Source organism: Mycolicibacterium sp. TUM20985 (genome assembly GCF_030295745.1).
Taxonomy (GTDB): Bacteria; Actinomycetota; Actinomycetes; order Mycobacteriales; family Mycobacteriaceae; genus Mycobacterium.
Window position 1 is genome coordinate 673010 of record NZ_AP027291.1, and the last position, 15882, is coordinate 688891.

The 15882-nt window shown below is 67.5% G+C and carries 13 protein-coding genes and 1 pseudogene; 7 read left to right on the top strand and 7 right to left on the bottom strand.

Annotated elements, in window-relative coordinates:
* Nucleotides 1-93 precede the first annotated feature (93 nt).
* The 4 genes from hsaA to hsaB are packed head-to-tail and all read left to right on the top strand — an operon-like array spanning nucleotide 94 to nucleotide 3650.
* Nucleotides 94-1278 carry a 3-hydroxy-9,10-secoandrosta-1,3,5(10)-triene-9,17-dione monooxygenase oxygenase subunit gene (gene hsaA, locus QUE68_RS03220; RefSeq protein WP_284224493.1) on the top strand — a complete coding sequence of 395 codons (1185 nt, stop codon included), beginning with the start codon at nucleotides 94-96 and terminating at the stop codon, nucleotides 1276-1278.
* Nucleotides 1278-2180 carry a 4,5:9,10-diseco-3-hydroxy-5,9,17-trioxoandrosta-1(10),2-diene-4-oate hydrolase gene (gene hsaD, locus QUE68_RS03225; RefSeq protein ID WP_284224494.1) on the top strand — a complete coding sequence of 301 codons (903 nt, stop codon included), beginning with the start codon at nucleotides 1278-1280 and terminating at the stop codon, nucleotides 2178-2180. The genes hsaA and hsaD overlap by 1 nt, the downstream gene beginning before the upstream one ends.
* Entirely contained in the window at nucleotides 2177-3076 is a 900-nt protein-coding gene (gene hsaC / locus QUE68_RS03230) for an iron-dependent extradiol dioxygenase HsaC (protein WP_284224495.1), read from the top strand. Before hsaD ends, hsaC begins: the two co-directional genes overlap by 4 nt.
* Before the next feature lie 10 nt (nucleotides 3077-3086).
* Nucleotides 3087-3650 carry a 3-hydroxy-9,10-secoandrosta-1,3,5(10)-triene-9,17-dione monooxygenase reductase subunit gene (hsaB, locus tag QUE68_RS03235; RefSeq protein WP_284224496.1) on the top strand — a complete coding sequence of 188 codons (564 nt, stop codon included), beginning with the start codon at nucleotides 3087-3089 and terminating at the stop codon, nucleotides 3648-3650.
* Between the two features lie 82 nt (nucleotides 3651-3732).
* On the opposite strand, the gene QUE68_RS03240 is transcribed toward hsaB, so the two are convergent.
* Nucleotides 3733-4515: an alpha/beta hydrolase gene (locus QUE68_RS03240; protein ID WP_284224498.1), complete on the bottom strand. Its 783-nt coding sequence runs from the start codon at nucleotides 4513-4515 to the stop codon at nucleotides 3733-3735.
* A gap of 18 nt (nucleotides 4516-4533) precedes the next feature.
* Nucleotides 4534-5445 carry a LysR family transcriptional regulator gene (locus tag QUE68_RS03245; RefSeq protein ID WP_454786211.1) on the bottom strand — a complete coding sequence of 304 codons (912 nt, stop codon included), beginning with the start codon at nucleotides 5443-5445 and terminating at the stop codon, nucleotides 4534-4536.
* 128 nt (nucleotides 5446-5573) lie between these two features.
* Here QUE68_RS03245 and QUE68_RS03250 point away from each other — a divergent pair, with 128 nt between their 5' ends.
* From QUE68_RS03250 to QUE68_RS03260, 3 genes and pseudogenes are all read left to right on the top strand, one after another.
* Complete coding sequence (locus QUE68_RS03250; protein ID WP_284224500.1) at nucleotides 5574-6923, top strand: MFS transporter; 1350 nt, start codon at nucleotides 5574-5576, stop codon at nucleotides 6921-6923.
* Nucleotides 6920-7666, top strand: coding sequence for a 3-hydroxybutyrate dehydrogenase (locus QUE68_RS03255; RefSeq protein WP_284224501.1), 747 nt, complete (start codon nucleotides 6920-6922; stop codon nucleotides 7664-7666). The genes QUE68_RS03250 and QUE68_RS03255 overlap by 4 nt, the downstream gene beginning before the upstream one ends.
* Before the next feature lie 1194 nt (nucleotides 7667-8860).
* Nucleotides 8861-10000, top strand: a pseudogene (locus QUE68_RS03260) (putative bifunctional diguanylate cyclase/phosphodiesterase); the annotation flags it as partial.
* A 95-nt stretch (nucleotides 10001-10095) separates the two neighbouring features.
* On the opposite strand, the gene QUE68_RS03265 reads toward QUE68_RS03260, so the two are convergent.
* From QUE68_RS03265 to fadD3, 5 genes are read right to left on the bottom strand one after another with little or no spacing between them, the layout of a single operon-like run.
* Nucleotides 10096-11271, bottom strand: coding sequence for a pyridoxal phosphate-dependent aminotransferase (locus QUE68_RS03265; protein WP_284224502.1), 1176 nt, complete (start codon nucleotides 11269-11271; stop codon nucleotides 10096-10098).
* A gap of 10 nt (nucleotides 11272-11281) precedes the next feature.
* On the bottom strand, nucleotides 11282-12223 hold the full coding sequence (gene ipdE2, locus QUE68_RS03270; protein WP_284224503.1) for an acyl-CoA dehydrogenase IpdE2: 942 nt from the start codon (nucleotides 12221-12223) through the stop codon (nucleotides 11282-11284).
* Nucleotides 12220-13179 carry an acyl-CoA dehydrogenase family protein gene (locus tag QUE68_RS03275; RefSeq protein WP_284224504.1) on the bottom strand — a complete coding sequence of 320 codons (960 nt, stop codon included), beginning with the start codon at nucleotides 13177-13179 and terminating at the stop codon, nucleotides 12220-12222. The genes ipdE2 and QUE68_RS03275 overlap by 4 nt, the downstream gene beginning before the upstream one ends.
* 9 nt (nucleotides 13180-13188) lie before the next feature.
* Nucleotides 13189-14319 carry an acyl-CoA dehydrogenase family protein gene (locus QUE68_RS03280; protein WP_284224505.1) on the bottom strand — a complete coding sequence of 377 codons (1131 nt, stop codon included), beginning with the start codon at nucleotides 14317-14319 and terminating at the stop codon, nucleotides 13189-13191.
* Nucleotides 14319-15854: a 3-((3aS,4S,7aS)-7a-methyl-1,5-dioxo-octahydro-1H-inden-4-yl)propanoate--CoA ligase FadD3 gene (gene fadD3 / locus QUE68_RS03285; protein ID WP_284224506.1), complete on the bottom strand. Its 1536-nt coding sequence runs from the start codon at nucleotides 15852-15854 to the stop codon at nucleotides 14319-14321. The genes QUE68_RS03280 and fadD3 overlap by 1 nt, the downstream gene beginning before the upstream one ends.
* Nucleotides 15855-15882 lie beyond the last annotated feature (28 nt).

Below are 15882 nucleotides of genomic sequence, written 5' to 3' on the forward strand. Positions count from 1 at the left end.
CTAGCGGTCATAGGAATGCGTTACTCGACACAAATCGTAACGTGTTCTAATCTTTGTACAGATCGTGTCGGCCCCAACTGCCCGGAGGCAACAGTGACGTCCATTGAACAACGCGACGTGCAGTCGGTCCTAGACGGCATCGATGACTTGTTGCCGCTCATCGCCAAGCGCGCGCAAGCGGCCGAGGATCTGCGTCGCATTCCCGACGAGACCATCGCCGAACTCGACCAGGTCGGTTTCTTCAAGCTGCTGCAGCCCGAGCAGTGGGGCGGCCTGCAGTGCGATCCCGCCCACTTCTACGAAGCGGTCCGCAGGCTCGGTAGCGCGTGTGGCTCGACCGGTTGGGTCAGCTCGATCATCGGCGTGCACAACTGGCACCTCGCCCTGTTCGACCAGCAGGCACAGGACGAGGTCTGGGGTGACGACGCGACGGTCCGCGTGTCCTCCTCGTACGCGCCGATGGGTGCCGGCGTCGTCGTCGACGGTGGGTACCTCGTGAGCGGTGCCTGGCAGTGGTCCTCGGGTTGTGACCACGCGACGTGGGCCTTCCTCGGCGGCCCAGTCATCAAGGACGGTCGTCCGGTCGACTTCGGCAGCTTCCTCATCCCGCGTAGCGAGTACCGCATCGACGACGTCTGGCACGTCGTCGGCCTGAAGGCCACCGGCAGCAACACGGTCATCGTCAAGGACGTCTTCGTGCCGAAGCACCGCTTCCTGTCCTACAAGTCGATGAATGACCGCACCGCGGGTGGTCTGCAGAACAACACCGCACCGGTGTACAAGATGCCTTGGGGCACAATGCATCCCACCACCATCACCGCACCGATCATGGGGATGGCCTACGGCGCCTACGACGCACACGTCGAGCACCAGGGCAAGCGCGTTCGCGCGGCGTTCGCGGGGGAGAAGTCCAAGGACGATCCCTTCGCCAAGGTGCGCATCGCGGAGGCCGCCAGTGACATCGACGCGGGCTGGCGTCAGCTGATCGGCAACGTCAGTGACGAGTACGCACTGCTCCAGGCGGGGCAAGAGATTCCGTTCGAGCTCCGCGCCCGCGCACGTCGCGATCAGGTGCGCGCGACGGCCCGGGCGATTTCGTCCATCGACCTGCTGTTCGAGGCGTCCGGTGCCACGGCGCTGGAGACCGACAAGCCCGTTCAGCGGTTCTGGCGCGACGCCCATGCCGGTCGGGTGCATGCCGCCAACGAGCCGGAGCGGGCCTACCTCATCTTCGGAAACGAGGCGTTCGGGCTGCCTCCCGCGGACACGATGGTGTGATGACCTCCTTCGCTCAGGAACTCGAGAACCAGCAGGAGGTCACCTTCGAGTCGACCTCCCGCTTCGCGCAGGTCCGCGAGGACATGCGCCTGCACTATCACGAAGCAGGCGTGGGCAATTCGCAGACCGTGGTGCTGTTGCACGGCGGTGGGCCCGGGGCGTCGAGCTGGTCGAACTTCGCCAAGAACATCGCCGTGGTGGCCAGGCACTTCCACGTGCTCGCCGTCGACCAGCCGGGGTACGGACTGTCGGACAAGCACACCGAGCACGAGCAGTACAACCGCTACAGCTCGACCGCGCTCCTCAACCTGTTCGATCACCTCGGCATCGAACGCGCTGCGCTGGTGGGTAATTCGCTGGGTGGCGGCACGGCCGTCCGGTTCGCACTCGACAACCCCAAGCGGGCGGGCCGGCTGGTGCTGATGGGCCCGGGCGGGCTGAGCGTCAACCTCTTCGCGCCCGATCCCACCGAGGGCGTCAAGTTGCTCGGTAAGTTCACCGTCGATCCGACGCGCGAGAACATGGAGAAGTTCCTGCGCATCATGGTCTACGACCAGAAGCTGGTCACGCCGGAGCTGATCGACGAGCGGTTCGCCATCGCCAGCCAGCCCGAGTCGCTGGCCGCCGCCCGCGCGATGGGAAAGTCCTTTGCGGGCGCCGACTTCGAGCTCGGCATGATGTGGCGCGACGTGTACAAGCTGCGCCAGCCCACGCTGCTGATCTGGGGCCGCGAGGACCGGGTCAACCCGCTCGACGGCGCTTTGATGGCGCTCAAGCAGATCCCGCGGGCGCAGTTGCACGTATTCGGGCAGTGCGGGCACTGGGCGCAGCTGGAGAAGTTCGACGAGTTCAACGAGCTGACGATCGACTTCCTCACCGAGTCGAAGGAGGCAAACAAGTGAGCATTCAGTCACTGGGGTATCTACGGCTCGAGGCCACCGACGTATCGGCTTGGCGGGAGTACGCGCTCAAGGTGCTGGGCCTCGTCGAGGGCAAGGGCGCCACCGACGGTGCGCTCTACCTACGCATGGATGAGTTCCCGGCCCGCCTCATCGTGGTCCCCGGTGAGCGCGACAGGTTGCTCCAGTCCGGGTGGGAGACCGCCAATGCTGCCGCGCTGCAGGACATTCGGTCCCGGCTCGACATCGAGGGCACGCCGTACAAGGAGGCCACCGCCGCCGAGCTCGCCGACCGTCGCGTCGACGAGATGATCGTCTTCGACGACCCGTCGGGCAACACCCTGGAGATCTTCCACGGCGCGGCGCTCGAACATCGGCGCGTCGTCAGCCCCTACGGGCACAAGTTCGTCACCGAGGAGCAGGGGCTGGGCCACGTCGTGCTCACCACTCGTGACGATGCGGAGTCGCTGCACTTTTACCGTGACGTGCTCGGCTTCTCGCTGCGCGACTCGATGCGGTTGCCGCCCCAGCTGGTCGGCAGGGAACCCGGTGACCCGCCCGCGTGGCTGCGCTTCTTCGGCGTCAATCCCCGGCACCACAGCCTCGCGTTCATGCCCGGCGAGACGCCGAGTGGCATCGTGCACCTCATGATGGAGGTCGGCAATAGCGACGACGTCGGGCTCTGCCTCGATCGCGCGCTGCGGCGCAAGGTACCCATGTCGGCGACTCTCGGCAGGCACGTCAATGACAAGATGCTGTCGTTCTACATGAAGACCCCCGGCGGGTTCGACGTCGAATTCGGTTGTGAGGGACTCGAAGTCGACGACCACGGCTGGGTCGCGCGGGAGAGCACCGCGGTCAGCCTATGGGGTCACGACTTCAGCATCGGCTTCAAGTAGGCGTCCGGGAGTGAGCGCCGACATCGATCCGCGCACGTTCCGACACGTGCTCGGCCAGTTCTGCACCGGCATCACGATCATCACGACGGTGCACGACGACGAGCCCGTCGGGTTCGCCTGTCAGTCGTTCGCCGCGCTGTCGCTGGACCCGCCGCTGGTGCTGTTCTGCCCGACCAAGGTGTCACGGTCATGGCAGGCGATCGAGGCCAGCGGCAAGTTCTGCGTCAACGTGCTTCACGAGAACCAGAAGGACGTGTCGGCCCGCTTCGGTTCCCGGGAACCCGACAAATTCGCCGGAATCGATTGGCAGCTATCGGCTCTGGGTTCACCAGTGCTCGGCGGCACGCTCGCGCACATCGACTGCGAGGTTGCCTCCGTGCACGACGGTGGTGACCACTTCGTCGTCTTTGGTGCGGTGCACTCGTTGTCTGAGGTGTCTCCCGAGAAGCCGCGACCGCTGCTCTTCTACCGCGGCGAGTACACCGGCATCGAACCCGACAAGACCACGCCCGCGCAGTGGCGTGACGACCTCGACGCGTTCCTCACGACGACGACGGCCGATACCTGGCTCTAGCCAGCCGGTTACCGCTGCGCCGTCAACACCGCGATCGAGTTGGCGATGATGTCGGCGGTCGACCACACCCCCGCCGCGCGGGTTAGCCGAGGTGGGAGTCGATGAAGTCCACGATGTCGGCGGCGACGCGCTGGTGGGTGACGTCGTTGAGGATGTCGTGGCCACCGCCCTGGATCTCGTCGAGCGTCAGCGGTTCGATCTGCTCGGCATACGCCCGCAGCGCGCCGACGGGTGCGATCGGATCGTTGCTGCCGTGCACCGCGAGCGTCGGCACCGCCAGCTTGGGCAGCCTGGCCCCGAAGGTGTCCCACCCCCGGTCCAGTTCACGCGCCAGTGGGCCGCCGTCCGCGTCGACGAACGCCAGCGGGTCGTTCTCCATCGCGTCGAGGTAGAACGGGTCGGCGGACAGCTGGCTGGGAGCGATCTCGAACGTCGAGTCCGCGTCGACCAAGCCTGGCACCGGAACGAGCGGCGCACCGGAGATCACCCCGGCGCGTTGACGGTCCGGCGCGTCGAGCAGTCGGAACAGTGTGACGACGGCGCCGAACGAATGCCCCTGCGCCACAATGGGAATGTCGGGCGTCTCGTCGAGGGCGAGCTCGGTCAGCCGATCTGCCAGTGCTGCGCTCGCCTCCAGCGAACGGAAGTCTCCGCGGTCGCCCGCGGTCAGCCCGTGCCCGAACTGGTCGACCGCCCACAGGTCGATACCCGCCGCGTTGAGGGCGAACGCGTACCGGTGGTACAGACCGGTGTGCTCACCGAAGCCGTGCAGGAAGATGACCGCGGCGCGCGGTTCGGGCGCGGCCCAGTGGCGGTAGTAGGCCCGGCCCTCCGCGTGGGATGAATCGGTCTCCAGGAATGGCATGGCCCGAGCCTAATTCGCTCAGGCGCTGGCGGCGACGCCGAGGAGCACATCGCGCTGATCCGCCATCCGGGTCCTGATCGCATCGATGAGCACGCCGACCTCCGGCCGTCTGAGCGTTTCGTGACGAGCCACCAGCCAGTAGCTCAGCAACAGGCCGACGTCGTCGGGGAGCACGCGGACCAGGTCGTGGTGGCGGTCGGCCATGAAGCACGGCAGCAGACCGAGCCCGGCGGCTGCCCGCGTTGCCTCGACGTGGACGAAAACGTTGGTGGAGGTGACCGACTCCCGCATCCAGGGGGCGAAGGTGCGGGCCAGGTCGAGGTCGTCGACCTGAAGCATGGAGTCGATGAAGTAGACGAGCGGATGGGCGGTGAGGTCGGCCCGGGATGCGGGTGCGCCGTGCTGGTTCAGGTATCCGCGGGATGCGTAGAGGCCCAGCCGGTAGTCGCCGAGCCGGGCGGCCTCCGCGCGATGCACCTGCGGCTCGCCCACCACGACTTCGATGTCGAGACCCGACCGCTGCTGCGTCGCCCGCCGGGTGGCCGTGACGAGCTCGACGGCGACCTTCGGGTGACGCTGCTGGACCTGCGCCGCCGCGGGTACGGCGATGTATGCGCTGAAGCCGTCGGTCGCCGACATCCGGACCACCCCCTCCAGCATTCGGGCGCCGGCGGGGCCTGCCAGTGACCGGACCGCGGACTCGACGGACTCGGCTGCCGACAGGGCCTCCCGTCCGAGGTCGGTGAGCTCCCACCCTCCGGCGGAGCGGGCGAGCAGCCGGCCGCCGACCGCCTGCTCCAGGGCCGTGATGCGGCGCGAGATGGTGGTGTGGTTGATGCCGAGTTCCTCGGCGGCGAGGACGAACCGGCCCGATCGGCCGACCGCCAGCAGGACCAGCAGATCATCGGCGCTGATCTTGGAAGCGGTCATTTCTGCATTTTCGCAGACACCTGCTGCAGTGTTGGGCATTGCAGCTCCCGAGAAGTGCACGAATACTTAGTCGACGTGTGGGACGCGTCACATGTGGGTAGTGCAGCAACGGCAGAAGGAGGACGTCGATGAGCAAGCCGATACCGAGCGGACTGCGGCGGGTCGTCGCCGCCTCGATGGCGGGCACGGTCGTGGAGTGGTACGAGTTCTTCCTCTACGGCACCGCCGCCACGATCGTGTTCAACAAGATCTTCTTCTCCGAGACCACCAGTGAGCTCAACGCGATCTTCCTGGCGTTCGCCACCTACGCGGTGGGCTTCATCGCGCGACCGGTCGGCGGCGTGGTGTTCGGCCACTACGGCGACAAGTACGGTCGCAAGAAACTTCTCCAGTTCAGCCTGCTGCTGGTCGGCGCGGCCACGTTCCTGATGGGCTGCCTGCCGACGTTCGGCCAGATCGGCTACTGGGCGCCGGGGCTGCTGGTGGCGCTGCGGTTCATCCAGGGATTCGCGGTCGGCGGCGAATGGGGCGGTGCGATCTTGCTGGTGGCCGAGCACAGCCCCGACAAGCAGCGTGGGTTCTGGGCCAGTTGGCCGCAGGCCGGCGTGCCGATGGGCAACCTGCTTGCCACCATCGTGCTGCTGGTCCTCACCGGGACACTGTCCGACGCGGCGTTCCTGTCCTGGGGGTGGCGGGTGGCGTTCTGGCTGTCGGCCGTGGTCGTACTGATCGGCTACTACATCCGGACCAAGGTGACCGATGCGCCGATCTTCGTGGCCGCCCAGCGGGAAGCCGAACAGATCAAGGCGACGTCCTACAGCGTCGTCGAGGTGCTCAAGCGCTACCCGCGCGGCGTCTTCACGGCGATGGGGCTGCGGTTCGGCGAGAACATCATGTACTACCTCGTCGTCACCTTCTCCATCACGTACCTGAAGGTCCAGGTGGGCGCGGACACCAACTCGATTCTGCGTTACCTGCTCGTCGCGCACTTGGCGCACTTCGCCGTGGTCCCCTTCGTCGGGTACCTGTCGGACCGCTTCGGGCGACGTCCCGTCTACATGGTCGGTGCGGTCCTTGGAGCCACCTGGGGTTTCTTCGCCTTCCCCATGATGAACAGCGGCAACTACGTCATCATCACGGCCGCGGTCACGCTGGGCCTCGTCATCCATGCGTTCATGTACGCCCCGCAGCCAGCCATCATGGCGGAGATGTTCCCGACCCGCATGCGGTATTCCGGTGTCTCCCTTGGCTATCAGGTGACGTCGATCGTGGCGGGCTCGCTGGCGCCGCTCATCGCGGTGAAGCTGCTCGACATCTACGACTCCTCGGTGCCGATCGCGATCTACCTTGCCGTGGCCTGTGCCATCACCTTCGTCGCGGTGCTGGTGGCCCGCGAGACCAACGGCATCGACCTCGAGTCGCTCGACGTCGCCGACGCCGACGAGGTCGCAGCGGAGCGTCGGGCGACCGTCGGATGACCGATCTGGCCGGGCGCACGGCGCTGGTGACCGGTGGCGCGAGCGGCATCGGCGCCGCCTGTGCACGAGAACTCGCGAACCGCGGAGCCACGGTCACCGTCGCCGACGTCGACGAGGTAGCGGCAAAGGCCCTGGCGGACGAGATCGGCGGGCACGCCTGGGGGGTCGACCTGCTCGACGTCGGCGATCTGGAGGATCTACGTCTGGACGTCGACGTCCTCGTCAACAACGCGGGCGTACAGACCATCGACCCGATCGTGGAGTTCGCGCCGGAACGCTTCCGCTCCATGCTCGCCCTCATGGTCGAGGTCCCGTTCCTGTTGATCAGGGCGGCGTTGCCGCACATGTACGACGCGGGTTTCGGTCGGGTCGTGAACATCTCGTCGGTGCACGGGCTGCGCGCATCCGAGTTCAAGGTGGCCTACGTCACCGCCAAGCACGCGCTGGAGGGCCTGTCCAAGGTGACTGCCCTCGAGGGCGGACCGCGCGGGGTGACCAGCAACTGCGTGAACCCCGGTTATGTGCGAACGCCGTTGGTGACCAAGCAGATCGCCGATCAGGCTCGCACCCATGGGATCGATGAGCAAGAGGTGCTCGAGCGGATCTTGCTCTCCGAGAGCGCCATCAAGCGACTCGTGGAGCCCGAAGAGGTGGCGTCCCTCGTCGCCTGGCTGTGCAGCCCGGCCGCGGGGATGGTCACCGGGGCGTCCTACACGATGGACGGCGGCTGGAGCGCGCGCTAGGTGCATCGCGCCGCCCGGCTGTACCTTTGATCTTGGATCTGGCAAACTTCGGACGGACCTCCTCCACGATCCGTCGCGGGGGTTGTCGAGGGCTGGTTTCGACATCGAACCGAGGTGGCGTTGATGCAGTCTCCGCTGGCGCCGACATCGGCACAGAAACCGAGGGTTGACTTCGCGCAACCGCTTTCGTACTTGCCAGGCCGGTTGTTTTTGACGTCTTCGTCAGTAGAGATGCCGCCGAAGGTTGGGACGGCGTTGGCCGCACTTCTGGTCGGAGTCATGGTTTACGGCGGCATGACGATCGTGCGCAGCAATGCCACTCTGATTACGCTGACCGGTCAGTGGCTCTATCCGTCCCTCATGTTGGGGGCGGCTGGAGTGGTTGCCGCGCGCGCGTGCGTGCGACGCGATGAGCGGGGGGTCTGGTGGTTGATCGCTGCCGGTATGTCGATACCGGCGGTGCGCAACTTCCTCTACCCGGCCTTTGGCCCGATGAGCTCGCTGCGCCCACTGTGGCTGCTGTTCTATGCACTGATGTTCGCCGGGCTGCTACTCCTGCTGCGGATTCGGGTGGGACGACTGCCCCTCGCCCTTTCGCTAGATGCCATCATCGTCGGCTCGGCGGTGGCCGCGTTGGCGGCGATCGCCTTCGGCCCATACGGCGCGGCCACCAGTGAATCTACAACCGAAGTGGTTCTGGCACTGGCATTTCCGGTCGGGGACCTGTTGTTGGTGGCACTCGCCGCGGGGGCACTCTCGATGCTTGGTTGGCGGGCCGACCGGAGGTGGGCGCTGCTCGTCGTCGGCTTTGCGTTCTATGCCGTTGCCGACACGCTCTACATGTTTTACGTCGCCGATGGCTCCTACCTGCGTGGCAGCTGGTTCGACGCGCTGAGGCCCGCGGCGGCACTCCTGGTGGCGGTCGCCAGCTGGACGACATCGCGAGGTCAGACCGGCCACCCCCCCAGACGGGCTACCGCGGTTCCACAGCTGCTGTTCACAGTCGTGCTGATGGGACTTCTCATCATCGGGTACGACGCCAGACTGCCGCGGGTTGCGTCGGTCCTGGCCACGTGTGGTCTGGTCGCCGTCGCGGCCAGGCTCGCCGTGGCGTTCCGCGAGATCAGCCAACTCGTCGACAGCCACCGCCACTCGATGACCGACGATCTCACGAAGTTGGGCAACCGGCGGGCGATGTCCACGGCGTTGAGCACGGCATCGCTGGCTCATTCGACTCAGACCGGGAACAGCCCGGGACCCGGGATGCTCCTGATGGACCTCGACCACTTCAAGGAGATCAACGATTCGTTCGGGCATCACGTCGGCGATGAGCTGTTGTGTCGGGTGGGCGAGCGGCTCACCCGGTCGACGCGAGCGGGTGACGTGCTGGCCCGCGTTGGGGGGGACGAGTTCGCCATCCTGCTGCCCGCCGGGGTGGAACTCGACGAGGCCGAGGAGATCGCTGCCCGGATCGTCGAGGCACTGCACGAACCGTTCGTCCTCGATGAGGTGACCGCGCGTGTGGAGGCGAGCATCGGCATCGCCCTCTGTCCGGCCCACTGCAGCGAACCCGAGGATCTGCTGCAACGCGCGGATGTCGCGATGTACAGGGCCAAGGAACTCCCCGGTCGCGTTGCGTCCTACGACAGCACCCAGGACGCACGACGGGTCGACGAGCGACGGATGATCGGCGAGCTGCGCACGGCGATCGGCAACGGACAGATGACGTGCCACTACCAACCGAAGATCCGGGCCGGTGACGGCAGTGTGCACAGCGTCGAGGCGCTGGTGCGTTGGCAGCATCCCTCAGGGGCGTTGATGGCGCCCGACGAATTCCTGCACTTTGCCGAGAGGGGCGGGCTGATGCGGCCCCTGGCGACCTCGGTCCTTAATCTCGCCCTCGGACAGGTGCAGGCATGGCGCAAGCAGGGAATCGAGATGACCGTCGCGGTGAACCTCTCGGCCACCAACTTGCTCGACGTCGATCTGGTGTCTCACGTCGGTGATCTGCTGCGCGCCTACGAGGTTCCTGCCGACGCGCTGATCCTCGAGCTCACCGAGGGGGTGCTGACCTCCAACTCGCCGCGGTCGTACAGCGTGGTCGAGGCGTTCCAGCGGCTGGGCGTCAAGTTGTCCATCGACGACTTCGGCACGGGTTGGTCGTCGCTGGCTCGCCTACAGGAGATGACGGTGGACGAGCTGAAGCTCGACCGAGTGTTCGTGGGACGGGTGGCGGATGATCCGCGGTCGATCGCCATCGTGCGCTCAACGGTCGCGCTTGCCCACAGCCTGGGTGCATCACTCGTCGCCGAGGGCGTCGAGGATGCCGCGACCCTGGCTGCGCTTCGCGACTACGGGTGCGACATCACCCAGGGTTACGTCCACTGCCCTCCGCTGCCCCCTGACGAGCTGGATCGGTGGCTGAACGGTCACGGGTGGCCTGCGGCAGCCAGCCACGGCCCCATCCGCCGCAGCGCCTCGGCGACGTCGGACGTGGCGCCCGCAAAGGACAACCGCACGTACCCGCCGCCGTGCACGGTGTCGAAGTCGATCCCCGGTGCAATGGCTACGCCGGTGTCGGACAACAACTTCGCGCAGAAGTCCAGCGAGTCCGTCGAGTAGTCGGAGATGTCGGCGTAGACGTAGAACGCCCCGTCCGCCGGTGCCAGCCGGGGCAGTCCGATCTCCGGCAGGCCACGCAGCAGCATCTCCCGGTTGATCGCGTACTGGCCGACTAAACCGTCGGCTTCGGCGGCGGACTCGGAGGTGAACGCCGCGACGGCGGCGAGTTGCGGCAGCGTGGGTGGACAGATGGAGAAGTTGCCGGTCAGCCGGTCGACCGCCCGCGCCAGGGCCTGCGGCACCAGAAGCCAGCCGAGCCGCCATCCGGTCATCGCGTAGTACTTCGAGAAGCTGTTCACCACGATGGCTTCGCGAGAGGTCTCCCAGGCGCAGCTGGTCGCTGGAGCGCCGGGGTACACCAACCCGTGATAGATCTCGTCGCTGACCAACTGGACACCGCCGGCCTCGCACCACGCCGCGATCGCGGCCAGCTCCGCGGGCGGGATCACGGTGCCCGTCGGATTGGCCGGACTGGCGAGCACCACGCCCTGCAACGGCGGCTCGATCGCGGCGAGCATCTCGACCGTCGGCTGGAATCGGGTCTCGGGGCCGCACGGTATCTCGACGACCTCGCACCCCAACGCCGAGAGGATGTTGCGGTAGCACGGATAGCCGGGGCTCGTCACGGCCACGCGGTCGCCAACGTCGAAGGTGGCCAGGAAGGCGAGCAGGAATCCGCCGGTGGACCCGGTGGTCACGACGACGTCCTCGGGGCCGACCGCCACGCCGTAGCGATCCAGATACGACGCCGCGATGGCCTCGCGCAACTCTGGAATGCCCAGCGCCACGGTGTATCCCAGGTTGTGCCGGTCCAGGGCGACCGCAGCGGCGGCGCGGATGGGGGCGGGCGCCTGGGCGCTGGGCTGCCCAGCCGAGAGATTGACCAGGTCGCCGTGGGTGCGCTGGCGTTCGGCCGCGGCCAGCCACACGTCCATCACGTAGAACGGCGGTATCCCGGCGCGCAACGCGACACGATCACTCACCTACACCAGGCTAGAGCACCTCGGATTCGAGGCGACGCAGGTAGTCCCGGGGCGGCCCGAGCAGCTGTGCGCTGCCATGTGCCCGCTTGAAGTACAGCTGAATGTCGTACTCCCAGGTGATCGCCACACCACCGTGCATCTGGACGGCTTCGGCGGCGACGGCGGTGAACGCCTCACTGGCCGACACCCGGGCCAATGCCGCGGACGTCGCGGACGGCTCGGACACCGCGTCGTCGACGACCGCTCGCGCCGACTGCACCAGCACGTACATGTCGGCCATCCGGTGCTTGAGCGCCTGGAAACTACCGATCGGCCTGCCGAACTGGACGCGCTCCTTGGTGTAGGCGACGGTCAGGTCGAGGCAACGGCTGGCCGCGCCAATCTGTTCGGCCGCCAACAGGATTGCCGCGGTATCGGCCAGTCCGGGGTCCGGGCCGATCGTCACCACGTCGCCGGGCGTCACGCGGGCCAGCCTGCGGGTGGGATCCATCGCGACGACGGGTTCGGCGGTGAACCCGGTCCAGCGGCTCAGCTTGCCGTCGGCGACACCGACCACCACGTCGGCGACGTCACCGCCCACGACGTAGTCGGGGTCGAACACGACCGCGCCGATCGACTCGCCCGTGGCGAGCCGTTCCAGCGTCTCGGCATCGGGCTCGTCAGCGGCCAGCAGAGCAAGCTCGGCGAGCGTCGTGCCCAGCAGCGGGGTGGGCACCAGATTGCGTCCCAGTGTCTCGACGACGACTGCCGCGTCGGCGAGTTCACCGCCCGCCCCACCGAACTCCTCCCCGATGACCAGGGCCGCCGCGCCGACCTGCTCGCACAGCAGCACCCACAGCGCCTCGTCGTAGCCGCGTTCGGAGACCATCGCCCGACGCACCGCCTCGGGTGAGGCGTGCTTGGTGACCAGCGATGCGACCGTGTCCCGCAACATCTCCCGTTCTTCGGTCACGATGCGAGCGCCTCCAGTACCCGGCGGCGGTGCCAGGTCGGGTCGCCCCACGCGGACCTAAGCGCATGGACGCGCAGGAGCAGCAGCGAGAGGTCGTGCTCCTGGGTGTATCCGATGGCGCCGTGCGTCTGCAGCGATGTCCTGGCCGACAGCAGCGCGGCGTCGGAGGCGGCTGCCTTGGCGGCGCTGACGTCGCGCGCGGTGTCGGGTGATCGGTCGGTGAGCGAGAGCGCCGCACCGTAGACCAGCGGTCGGGCCAGTTCGATGGCGATGTGCACGTCGGCCAGCGCGTGCTTGATCGCCTGATACGAGCCGATCACCCGGCCGAACTGGGTGCGTTGCTTGGCGTAGGCGACCGATCCGTCCAGCATCGCCTGGCCCGCTCCGATCAATTGGGCGGCGGTGACCAACGCACCGAACTCGAAAGCTCTTGTCGTATCGGCACTTCGCGGCTCTCCGGTGGCGGTGACGTCGAAGAGGCGGCGAGCCGGGTCGACGGAGGCATGCTGCTCGCCGGCCTCGGCGGTGTGCACCTCGCCGTCGGTGGCCAACAGAACGAGACCGGCAATGTCGGCATCCACGGCCCGCGGCACACGCGGCGGCATCGCGACCGTGGCGATGAGCTCACCGGCGGCCAGCGCGCCGCTGCGTTCGTCATCGGCGAGCAGGATCGGTGCGACCGCGATCGATTCCGCCACGGGCCCCGGAACTCCCCAGCGGCCGAGGCGCTCTGCGGCCACCACCAGGTCGACGGCATCTGCGCCGATACCGTCGAACTCCTCGGGTACGGCCAATGCCGTGATGCCCAGATCCGCGAGCGTCGCCCACACCTTTCGGCCGGGGCCGGTATCGCCGGCGGACCAGGCGCGGATGGCGGCGGGCACGTCGGCGGCCGCCAGGGCACCGTCGATGCTGGCGGCGAAGTCACGCTGAGATTCGTCCAACTCAAAGTGCACGGTGATTTCTCATTTCGGTTCCCGGGGGAGGCCCAGCAGCCGCTCGGCGATGATGTTGCGCTGAATCTCGTTGGTGCCGGCGTAGATCGGGCCACCGAGGGCGAACAGCAGACCATCGGTCCAGTGGTCGACGAGCTCACCGTCGGCGCCACGTAGATCGAGCGCGGTCTGGTGCAGGGCGACGTCGAGATCCGACCAGAACACCTTGGTCACCGACGATTCGGCGCCGAGTTCACCGCCTTCGGTCAGCCGGGTGACGGTGCCGAAGGTGTGGAGTCGATAGGCCTGCGCCTTGATCCACGCGTCCGCGACGCGATCGGCGTAGGCGGGGTCGCGGTCGACCTGCCAGGCCTTCACCAGACGTTCGGCGGGCGCGAGGAAGCGGGCCGGACTGCGCAGCGACATCCCGCGCTCATTGCTCGACGTGCTCATCGCGGCGCTCCAGCCGCCGTCCACGGCTCCGATGACGTCCTCGTCGGGGACGAACACGTCGTCGAGGAAGATCTCCCCGAAACCGGTGTCCCCGCCCAGTTGGGCGATCGGCCGTACGGTCACCCCGTCGGCGCGGAGGTCGAACATCAGGTAGGTGAGCCCGCGGTGCCGTTGGGCGGCCGGGTCGGTGCGGAACAGTCCAAAGGCGCGGTCGCCGAACGGGGCTCGCGAACTCCAGATCTTCTGGCCGTTGAGCCTCCAACCGCCGTCGGTCCTGGTGGCGGTCGACCGCAGCGACGCCAGGTCGCTGCCGGACTCGGGTTCCGACCACGCTTGGGCCCAGATCTCCTCGCCGCTGGCCATCTTGGGCAGCACGCGCCGCTGCTGCTCCTCGGTGCCGTGGGCGAACAGTGTTGGGCCGAGCATCGAGGTGCCGTTCGCGCTGGCGCGACCCGGCGCTCCCGCGCGGAAGTACTCCTCCTCGTAAACGATCCACTGCAGCAGCGTCGCGTCCCGGCCGCCGTACTCCTTGGGCCAGGCGATGACCGACAGGCCCGCGTCGAACAGCACCCTGTCCCAGTGACGGTGCTGCTCGAATCCCTTCGCGGTGTCGTAGGACTCCGTCGGGAAGTGCGATCGGTTGGCCGCGAGGAACTCGCGCACCTCGGCGCGGAACTCTTCGGTGTCGTCGTCGAACGTCAGGTCCATCAACTGGTCTCTCGCAGCAGCGGTTTGACCACTTTTCCTCCAGGGTTTCGCGGTAGCGCATCGACGAAGGCCACCGATCGGGGTGTCTTGAAGTTCGCGAGATGCTGACGGGTGTGGGCGATGACGGTGGCCTCGTCGAGCTGGTGGCCAGGCTTGACGACGATGAACGCCTTGCCGACTTCGCCGAGCCGGGTGTCGGCCACGCCGATCACGGCGCTGTCGGCGACGCCGTCGAGGCGCGCGAGGACCTGCTCGACCTCGGCGGGGTAGACGTTGAAGCCGCCGCAGATGTACATGTCCTTGAGGCGGTCGGTGATGCTGAGATTGCCGCGCTCGTTCAGTCTTCCGACATCGCCGGTGTGCAGCCAGCCGTCCTCGTCGATGGCGGCGGCGGTGGCCTCGGGGTCGTCGAGATAGCCGAGCATCACGTTGGGGCCGCGCAGCAGGACCTCGCCCGCGCCGTTCTCGTCGGGCGCGTCGATCATCAGCTCGAAGTCGGCGATCGGACTGCCGCACGTCGTCGCGACCGTGACGGCATCGTCGTCGGCCCGGCACATCGTCCCGAAACCGCTTGCCTCCGTAAGCCCGTACGCCGTCAGCACGATGTCGATGTCGAGTTCGTGCTGCATGCGTTCGATCAGCACGACGGGGACGACGGCCGCGCCGGTGACGGCGAACCGCAGCGACGTCAGGTCGTAGTCGCCGCGACGGGGATGGTCGAGCAGGGTCTGGTAGATCGTCGGCGGGCCCGGCAACACGGTGATCTTCTGGTCCTGGACCGCGCGCATCGCCTGCTCGGGGTCGAACGTCACCTGCGGGATCAGCGTGGCGCCGGTCTGCAGGCAGGCCAGGATGCCCGCCTTGTAACCGAAGTTGTGGAAGAAGGGGTTGATGCACAGGTAGCGGTCATCGCTGGTGAGCTGACCGCACGCCGCCCACGCCGCGGGTGCGTCGAGGGACTGCCGGTGCGCGCACAGCACGCCCTTGCTGCGCCCGGTGGTGCCGGAGGTGAACAAGATGTCGGACACGTCGTCCGGGGTGACGGCGGCGGACCGGGCGTCGGCGGCCTCGAGATCGGTGCCGCGGGCCACGAATTCGTCCCAGGTGCCGTCGGCCTCCCGGACGGGCACCCGAACGATGTGCCGCAGGGCGGGCAGCGCCGCACGGTCGAGTTCGGTGGTCCGGTCGGATCCGAGGAACTCGCCCATGGCGATGAGTAGCGGCGCGGAGGTGCGGGCCAGGATGTCGGTGGCCTCACTGGCGGTGTAGCGCGTGTTGAGCGGAACGACGACAGCGCCCGCGTAGTGCGTCGCGAGGCACGCGACGACCCAGTGCCAGGTGTTGGGCGACCAGATCGCCACCCGGTCGCCGGCGTTCACACCGAGGTCGATCATCGCCGCCGCGGCACGCCTGACCTCGGCCCTGAGTTCGGCGTAGGTGAGGGTCCGGTCCTCGGTGACGAGCGCCTCGTGGTCGGAGAATTCGCCGCTGACTCGGTCCAGTACGCCGGGAACGGTCCTCGGCTGGCTCTCCATCGAGACTCCTCTAACAAAGCAAGTGCTT

What these genes read in the sequence shown, in the direction of transcription:
- fadD3 (WP_284224506.1), bottom strand. Translation starts at nt 15,854, where the DNA reads ATGGAGAGCCAGCCGAGGACCGTTCCCGGCGTACTGGACCGAGTCAGC.
- QUE68_RS03245 (WP_454786211.1), bottom strand. Translation starts at nt 5,445, where the DNA reads ATGACCGCTTCCAAGATCAGCGCCGATGATCTGCTGGTCCTGCTGGCG.
- QUE68_RS03255 (WP_284224501.1), top strand. Translation starts at nt 6,920, where the DNA reads ATGACCGATCTGGCCGGGCGCACGGCGCTGGTGACCGGTGGCGCGAGC.
- QUE68_RS03240 (WP_284224498.1), bottom strand. Translation starts at nt 4,515, where the DNA reads ATGCCATTCCTGGAGACCGATTCATCCCACGCGGAGGGCCGGGCCTAC.
- QUE68_RS03250 (WP_284224500.1), top strand. Translation starts at nt 5,574, where the DNA reads ATGAGCAAGCCGATACCGAGCGGACTGCGGCGGGTCGTCGCCGCCTCG.
- QUE68_RS03280 (WP_284224505.1), bottom strand. Translation starts at nt 14,319, where the DNA reads ATGGACCTGACGTTCGACGACGACACCGAAGAGTTCCGCGCCGAGGTG.
- hsaD (WP_284224494.1), top strand. Translation starts at nt 1,278, where the DNA reads ATGACCTCCTTCGCTCAGGAACTCGAGAACCAGCAGGAGGTCACCTTC.